Genomic DNA, 7,472 nt, shown 5'->3' with positions numbered 1-7,472 from the left:
CTGGACGACAGCCGTATCAAGGACCTGCGCACCAAGGTAGAAACCAGTAATACCCAGTCGGTGCTGGACGGTGACATTGACAAGTTCATCGAAGCCAGCCTGAAGATGGCGCTGTAACCAGCGCCTTTGCCACGCTAACCCGGACAACCCGATTCCTAGTGAGCCAAAATGACTGATCAAACTCAGAATGCCGCACCGCATGAGGACAACAAGCTGATTGCCGAGCGCCGCGCCAAACTGTCAGAAATGCGCGACCAGGGCAACGCCTTCCCGAACGACTTTCGTCGTGACGCCACCGCCGCCGAACTGCAGGCGAAATACGGTGAAAAAACCAAGGAAGAGCTGGAGTCCCTCGGTATCAAGGTGGCCATTGCCGGCCGCATGATGCTCGATCGCAAGGCATTCAAGGTGGTCCAGGACATGACTGGCCGGATCCAGATCTACGCGTCCAAGGATGTCCAGAAAGACACCAAGCACTGGGATCTGGGGGACATCGTGGGAGTGCGAGGCACCCTGTCCAAATCAGGCAAGGGCGATCTGTACGTGACCATGGACGAGTACGTGTTGCTCACCAAGTCCCTGCGCCCGTTGCCTGAAAAGCACAAGGGCCTGACCGATACGGAAGCCCGTTACCGCCACCGCTACGTCGATCTGATGGTCAACGAGGACAGTCGTCGGGTGTTCTATGCGCGCTCGAAGATCATCAGCGCCATGCGTCAGTACTTCACCGACCGGGACTTCATGGAAGTTGAAACCCCGATGCTGCAGGTGATTCCTGGCGGCGCCACGGCGCGGCCCTTCGTGACCCACCATAACGCGCTGGGTATCGACATGTACCTGCGTATTGCCCCGGAATTGTTCCTGAAGCGTCTTGTCGTCGGCGGCTTTGAGCGGGTGTTCGAGATCAACCGGAACTTCCGGAACGAGGGGCTTTCCACCCGTCATAATCCAGAATTCACCATGGTGGAGTTCTATCAGGCCTACGCGGACTACAACGACCTGATGGATCTGACCGAAGACATGCTGCGCAGCATTACGCAGAAAGTGCTGGGTACGACGACCGTCGTGAACACCCGCACCCTGGCGGATGGCAGCGAAGAAACCGTCGAGTACGATTTTGGTAAAGCCTTCGAGCGCCTGACCGTGGTCGACGCCATCCTGCGCTACAACCCGGACATCAAGCCGGAACAGCTGGCGGACGACGCCAGTGCCCGCCAGGTGGCGAAAAACCTTGGTATTCATCTCAAGGATGGTTGGGGCCTGGGCAAAGTCCAGATCGAGATCTTCGAGGCGACGGCGGAGCATCGCCTGATGCAGCCGACATTTATCACCGAGTACCCGAAAGAAGTGTCGCCCCTGGCCCGCTGCAAAGACAGCAACCCGTTCGTCACCGAACGTTTCGAGTTCTTCGTGGGCGGTCGCGAAATCGCCAACGGCTTCTCGGAGCTGAACGACGCCGAAGATCAGGCGGAGCGCTTCCAGGCCCAGGTGGCCGAGAAAGAGGCCGGTGACGACGAAGCCATGTTCTACGATGAAGACTACGTGATGGCCCTGGAATACGGCCTGCCGCCCACCGCCGGTGAAGGTATCGGAATCGACCGGCTGGCCATGCTGCTGACCAACTCGGCATCAATCCGCGACGTTATCCTGTTCCCGGCCATGCGCCCCGAGCACAAGGCCGACAGCCGTAAAGACGAGGAGTGATCCATGAGCCCGGTTGAGGTACTGGCCAGCCAGCTCAGGCCCGACCGGGGCTGGAAAGAGCATCTCGCGGAAGAATTCCGCCGGCCCTACATGCAGGGCCTGGCGGAGTTCCTCGCCGCCGAGGAACAGGCCGGAAAAGTCCTGTTTCCCGCCAGCCAACACTGCTTCAACGCCCTCAACAGCACGCCGCTCGATAACGTGAGAGTGGTCATTCTAGGCCAGGACCCTTACCACGGTCCCGGCCAGGCCCACGGCCTGTGCTTCTCCGTGCGCCCGAACGTGGCCATCCCGCCCTCACTGGTGAACATCTTCAAGGAAATACAGGACGACCTGGGTATCGCTCCCCCGGACCACGGCTGCCTGCAGCCCTGGGCCGAGCAGGGCGTACTGCTGCTCAACAGCGTTTTAACCGTCGTTCAGGGCCAGGCCGGCGCCCACCAGGGCAAAGGCTGGGAAACCTTCACCGACAAAGTCATCGAAACCATCAACCGGGAACGGGAAGGCGTGGTATTCCTGCTCTGGGGCAGCTACGCCAAAAAGAAAGGCCAACACATCGACCGCTCCAAACACCTGGTCCTGGACGGCCCTCACCCGTCACCCCTGAGTGCTTACCGGGGCTTCTTTGGTTGCAAGCACTTCTCAAAGGCCAACGACTGGCTGGAGCAGCAGGGAAAGCCCACCGTTAACTGGGCGTTGCCAAGCAAAGCTGAGCTGATCGAGAGATACAAGAAGAGCTGAGGGCATGTCCGCAAGTAGTCTTCGGGATGGGGTCAGGCTCCCAAAACCGTGCGGAGCCATGGATGGCGGAGCCGAGCGTACAGGGAAGTATTCACAGCGTGTTTTGGGAGCCTGACCCCATCCTGAAGACGGGCGGTCAAACTCCCAGAGGCAAAAAATTACTGAAGCAGCGCCATCGCCGCTTCCATCTGAGCGTTCAGATCCTCTTCCTCGCTCATGTCGATATTCGGATCCAACCCCAGACGATCAAAGGCCGAAATCTTCGTCCAGTCCATCTCCGTCCACGGATGCTCCGAACCCGCAACCAGCTGCAGGTTGGCAACCATCACGAGATCCGCATAGTCGGCCGCCGGCACCTCACGGTTGAAGTTGGCGTATTCTAGGGGAACGTTCTGAAGCTCCTTCGGGAAATCCCACTTCTTGAGGATTGTCGCCCCGATCTTCGGATGCAGTTCATCAACCACGTTGTCCAGCATGATGCTGCTGATCTGGATGTCCTGGTCTTCTACATAGCGCAGGATGGGCAGTACGCCGATCAGATGCACAAGGCCTGCAAGGGTAGCCTGGTCCGGCTTGAGTTTGGTGTAGTGTTGCGCCAGAACGTGGCAGACGCCGGCCACTTCGGTACTGGTCTGCCAGGTGGCCCGCATGCGCTTGTCGATCATGTCGGACGTGGCCTGGAACATCTGCTCCATGGCCAGGCCCATGGCCAGGTTGCTGGTGTAGGCCATACCGAGGCGACTTACCGCCATGTTCAGGTTCTCAATGGCTCGGCTGCCCCGGAACAGCGGGCTGTTGGTCACCCGGATGATGCGTGCGGACAGGGCCGTGTCATTGCTGATGACCTTTACCAAGTCGGCTATTGAAGAATCCTCGGATTGCGCAATGTCTCTGACCTGAAGGGCTACCTCCGGAAGGGTGGGAAGCACCAGCTTGTCATTTTCGATGGCTGCGTTGAGATCGGCTTTGATGGTTTCAACAATATTCGACATGGTCAGTAAAGGTCCGCTTAAAGATTTCGAAGAATGGCCAGAATGCCTGGGCCACTGTCCGAACAATCAAATATGTGAGCTGCTGCATAGCAAAATAGCAAATTCTGGCGCGTTTGCCTGTCAACTTATGTATCTGATTGTGCGCTTTTTTCCCTTTCGGGCACCGGGTAGGGCAGTGGCATTGGCTCCAGCGTCACCTGTGACAGGCCCTCCGGATGCAAGGCGTTTTCAGCGGCATCGTGGCGAACCACCGCAAGTAATTCAACGCTGCCGTCGCGGTATTTGATCGCATTGACCACTTCTCCGACTGACCGCTCGCCAGCAAATAATGCGGTTCCGGGGGTTGGCAAGTCTTCTGACTGTTCAATACGGAAGCGGAAAAGGCTCTTTTTCAATTGCCCAAGGAAGTGCATGCGGGCAATCACTTCCTGACCCGTGTAGCAGCCTTTCTTGAAATGCACGCCGCCCACATGCTGCCAGTTCAGCATCTGAGGCACGAAGGACTCTTGTGTGGCGGTAGTCAGGGAGGCGACGCCCGCTGCGATTTCGGAGGCCTGCCAGTCGGCCGCCGACATACGGGCGCTGGCGGGAAGTGCTGCTTCGCCCTCTTCAGTGTGCCAGAACTCGAAGCGGGGCGTGCCCTCGGCTGTCGATTGCGTCTTCACGAGGATGCCGTCAGGGAGTGTGCAGGCGTCCCCGGGCTCTTTCAGAGAATCCAGTGGCTTTCCGGCGAGCGTTTCTGCCAGGCCGTCGCCCAGAATCCCTATAATCTTCGTTTCCTGAACCACCTCCATAGTGGTTCCACGAAACAGCATCAGATATTTGCGCAAGTGGCTGATGATGTCGTCAGCGAGTTCGGCGGGAAAGTCCATCAGGATATCGTCGCCTGAACGGACCATACGTGTGAGGCAGTAGGCGCGACCCTTGGGCGTTGCTGCGGCCGCGCGCGGCGAATACTCCGGGATTACCTCATCGAGGTTCTGGCTGAACTGGCCCTGAAGAAACTTGTCGGTGCCCGGGCCGCTGACGCATACAACCACGCGGTTGTCGAGATCCGCCCAACCGTTGTCCGGCAGGGGATACTCTGCAACGGCAGATACAGAAGCGTCTGTGTCGGTCATGGCGTACTCCAGGTTATTGAATCAGTGAGATGATCGCCGGGGGCGGCCCAGTCTGAGCCAGACCCTGAGACGACGGAAATCCTCCGCCGGAACATTGCCCGGGCTTCCGGGTACTGGTGCCAGCAGGAGTGAAGTGTATGACCGGAATCTGGTGCCGGCAGGCCGAAGTTTCAAGAGTGCCAGGCCTGACCAGATCCGGCTGGAGGCAAGTGGAATAACCTCTACCCTCTGCTTGTCTCCGATTCTGGCATACATTTTATCGTGTTCGATCAGGAGACCACTCACGGAACCACAGCCCATAAGTAACCCGTTTGACCGATACTGCAGGGCGGCGCCCCACAGTGCAATGGGGATTGCAACGAGAAGCCAGAATTTGTCTGCCAGTAGCGCCATCAACAGGAAAGCCAGCAGCAAAACCCATGGCAGCACCGCAAGCAGGCCAACCAGCAGCGAGGGCGTGAGCGTTAGTTCAATCCGGCTGGACACGTTTGAGAATGATGTCGACCATGCGTTGAAGATCGGGATCGGCCGGGCGGCTGCGTTGCATGAACCACTCAAACATGTCGTTATCTTCGCAGGTGAGCAGTTTCTTGTAGCGGGCCTGGTCTTCAGCGTCCAGATCGCGGAAGGCCTCTTCCATGAAGGGAATCAAAAGGTTGTCCAGCTCCAGCATGCCTCTACGGCTATGCCACCAGAGGCGGTTGAATTCTGCTTTTTCAGACGATGCAGGTGTCTCTGACATAGTGTTTACCATTGAATCCTGTGTAAAAACGGTGTTCGTTCAGGGCGCGAGTGTACGGTAGGTGGTGGGAACCAGCACGGTATCACGCACCTCATTGATCAGTCCCGGATAATCGAGAGTGTAGTGCAGCCCTCGGCTTTCCCTGCGCTGCAGTGCCGAACATATGATGAGATCAGACACGGTGACCAGGTTACGAAGTTCCAGCAGGTCATTGGTGACACGGTAGTTGCTGTAGAACTCGCCGATTTCCGCAGACAAAAGATCCACCCGGTGCTTGGCCCGCTGCAGCCGCTTGGTGGTTCGCACAATGCCGACGTAGTCCCACATGAAATGGCGAAGCTCGTCCCAGTTGTGGGAGATTACCACGTCTTCGTCAGAGTCCCGCACCTGGCTTTCATCCCAGTCTGGTGCCTCTGGCGGTGGTGGAATGTCGGCTTCCCGGCGGGCAATATCCGCCGCAGCCGCACGGCCATAAACCAGGCATTCCAGCAGGGAGTTGCTGGCCATTCGGTTGGCCCCATGGAGCCCGGTGAAGGCAGCCTCGCCGACCACGTAGAGCTGGTTAACATCGGTTCGGGCACGTTCATCGCTCATGATTCCGCCACAGGTGTAGTGAGCGGCTGGAACCACGGGAATGGGCTCCCGGGTAATATCGATACCGAAGCCCAGACACTTCTCGTAGATGGTGGGGAAGTGGTGCTTTATAAAGTCGGCGGGTTTGTGGCTGATGTCCAGGTAGAGATGATCAGCACCCAGTCGTTTCATTTCGTGGTCAATGGCCCGGGCAACGATATCACGGGGCGCCAACTCGCCACGCTCGTCAAAGCGATCCATAAACCGGGAACCATCCGGCAGTTTCAGCAGGCCGCCCTCGCCCCTCACGGCTTCCGTGATCAGGAAGGATTTGGCGTGGGGGTGATAAAGGCATGTAGGGTGAAACTGGTTGAACTCCATGTTTGCCACCCTGCAGCCGGCCCGCCAGGCCATCGCAATCCCGTCTCCGGAAGCGCCGTCCGGATTGGTTGTGTAGCGGTAGGCCTTGGAGGCGCCGCCGGTGGCAATCACTGTGAATCGTGCCCGGAACAGCTCTACATGGTTGTCTTCAAGGTTCAGGATGTAGGCACCGACGCATCGGTTTCCCGGCAGGGACAGTTTGCGATTGGTGATCAGATCCACAGCCACCCTACCAGACATGAGTTCTATGTTAGGTCGTGCCTCTGCCTGGGAGGTGAGGGTGGTTGAGACCGCATGCCCCGTGGCATCGGCTGCATGAATGATGCGCCGATGACTGTGGCCGCCCTCACGGGTCAGGTGGTAGTGGGCGTCCTGATCCCGCGTAAAATCGACACCGGAATCGATCAGCCAGTTGATGCTTTCCCTGCCATGTTCGACCGTGAACCGCACGGCGTCCTCATGGCACAGGCCTGCGCCAGCATTGAGGGTGTCGGAGATGTGGTTTTCGGTGGAATCCTGATCATCCAGAACTGCGGCGATACCGCCTTGTGCCCAGAGCGTGGCGCCGCTGCTGATCTGGGCCTTGCTCACCACGCAGACCTTCAGGTGCTCCGGCAGATTGAGCGCGACGGTGAGGCCGGCAGCACCACTGCCGATAATGAGAACATCGTATTCGAAGGACTGTGGCATCGGGTCGTTATCGCAGGCCATAATGTGGACGTGTATTGAACTAAACTTTACGCTTGCTGTCTATTTGGCCTGACAGGGTGAGCCGCCTGACCGGTGGTCTAGCCCGTTTCATGAACGGACGCCGGATAGCATCAATGACGCAGCGAAACTTGGTACAGGCCGGACAGCTGGCCATCAAATCAGGGAACCCCGGCAACCAGTCCATGACTCCTGATACAGAGAAACAACAGGGCGATCACCCGGACAGCCAGACGGATCTGCAGCTGGTGCGCAAGGTCCGTAATGGTGATCGCGCCGCCTTCGATCTTCTGGTGGTCAAGTACCAATCCAGAGTCGCATCAATTATCAGTCGGTACGTCTACGACAGTCAGGAAGTCATGGATCTGACCCAGGAGACCTTCGTAAAGGCGTTCAGGGCGATCGAGCGCTTCCGCGGGGACAGCGCCTTCTATACATGGCTGTACCGGATTGCCGTCAATACCGCGAAGAATTACCTGGAATCCCGCGGCCGGCGGCCGCAGGGCAGTGCCG

7 protein-coding genes and 1 pseudogene are annotated in these 7,472 nt (G+C 58.3%); 4 read left to right on the top strand and 4 right to left on the bottom strand.

Annotated elements, in window-relative coordinates:
* From prfB to ung, 3 genes and pseudogenes are all read left to right on the top strand, one after another.
* Positions 1–117: pseudogene (prfB, locus tag B2W52_RS03820) on the top strand (peptide chain release factor 2); the annotation flags it as partial.
* A gap of 51 nt (positions 118–168) precedes the next feature.
* Complete coding sequence (gene lysS / locus B2W52_RS03815) at positions 169–1,704, top strand: lysine--tRNA ligase (RefSeq protein ID WP_273017364.1); 1,536 nt, start codon at positions 169–171, stop codon at positions 1,702–1,704.
* Between the two features lie 3 nt (positions 1,705–1,707).
* A complete protein-coding gene (gene ung, locus B2W52_RS03810; protein WP_273017365.1) occupies positions 1,708–2,442 on the top strand; it encodes a uracil-DNA glycosylase in 735 nt (244 codons plus the stop codon).
* 158 nt (positions 2,443–2,600) lie between these two features.
* Here the strand turns inward: ung and B2W52_RS03805 are convergent, their stop codons facing one another.
* The 4 genes from B2W52_RS03805 to nadB form a co-directional block, all read right to left on the bottom strand.
* The gene (locus tag B2W52_RS03805) at positions 2,601–3,434 is read right to left on the bottom strand and encodes an HDOD domain-containing protein (RefSeq protein ID WP_008176220.1); all 834 of its coding nucleotides are present in this window, start codon (positions 3,432–3,434) and stop codon (positions 2,601–2,603) included.
* 125 nt (positions 3,435–3,559) lie between these two features.
* Positions 3,560–4,555 carry a CAF17-like 4Fe-4S cluster assembly/insertion protein YgfZ gene (gene ygfZ / locus B2W52_RS03800; RefSeq protein ID WP_008176217.1) on the bottom strand — a complete coding sequence of 332 codons (996 nt, stop codon included), beginning with the start codon at positions 4,553–4,555 and terminating at the stop codon, positions 3,560–3,562.
* Positions 4,556–5,024: 469 nt separating this feature from the next.
* Positions 5,025–5,297, bottom strand: a complete 273-nt coding sequence (locus B2W52_RS03795; RefSeq protein WP_014576278.1) for an FAD assembly factor SdhE — start codon at positions 5,295–5,297, stop codon at positions 5,025–5,027.
* A 39-nt stretch (positions 5,298–5,336) separates the two neighbouring features.
* On the bottom strand, positions 5,337–6,941 hold the full coding sequence (nadB, locus tag B2W52_RS03790) for an L-aspartate oxidase (protein WP_008176209.1): 1,605 nt from the start codon (positions 6,939–6,941) through the stop codon (positions 5,337–5,339).
* A 134-nt stretch (positions 6,942–7,075) separates the two neighbouring features.
* Here nadB and B2W52_RS03785 point away from each other — a divergent pair.
* Positions 7,076–7,472: sigma-70 family RNA polymerase sigma factor (locus B2W52_RS03785; protein WP_286801408.1), on the top strand; the 397-nt coding region annotated here is incomplete at its 3' end.

Origin of the sequence: Marinobacter sp. UBA2498, assembly GCF_002341575.1 — a bacterium.
Lineage (GTDB): Bacteria > Pseudomonadota > Gammaproteobacteria > Pseudomonadales > Oleiphilaceae > Marinobacter > Marinobacter manganoxydans.
Note: the sequence above shows the minus strand (reverse complement) of the source record. Positions and strands in the feature narration are given on the sequence as shown.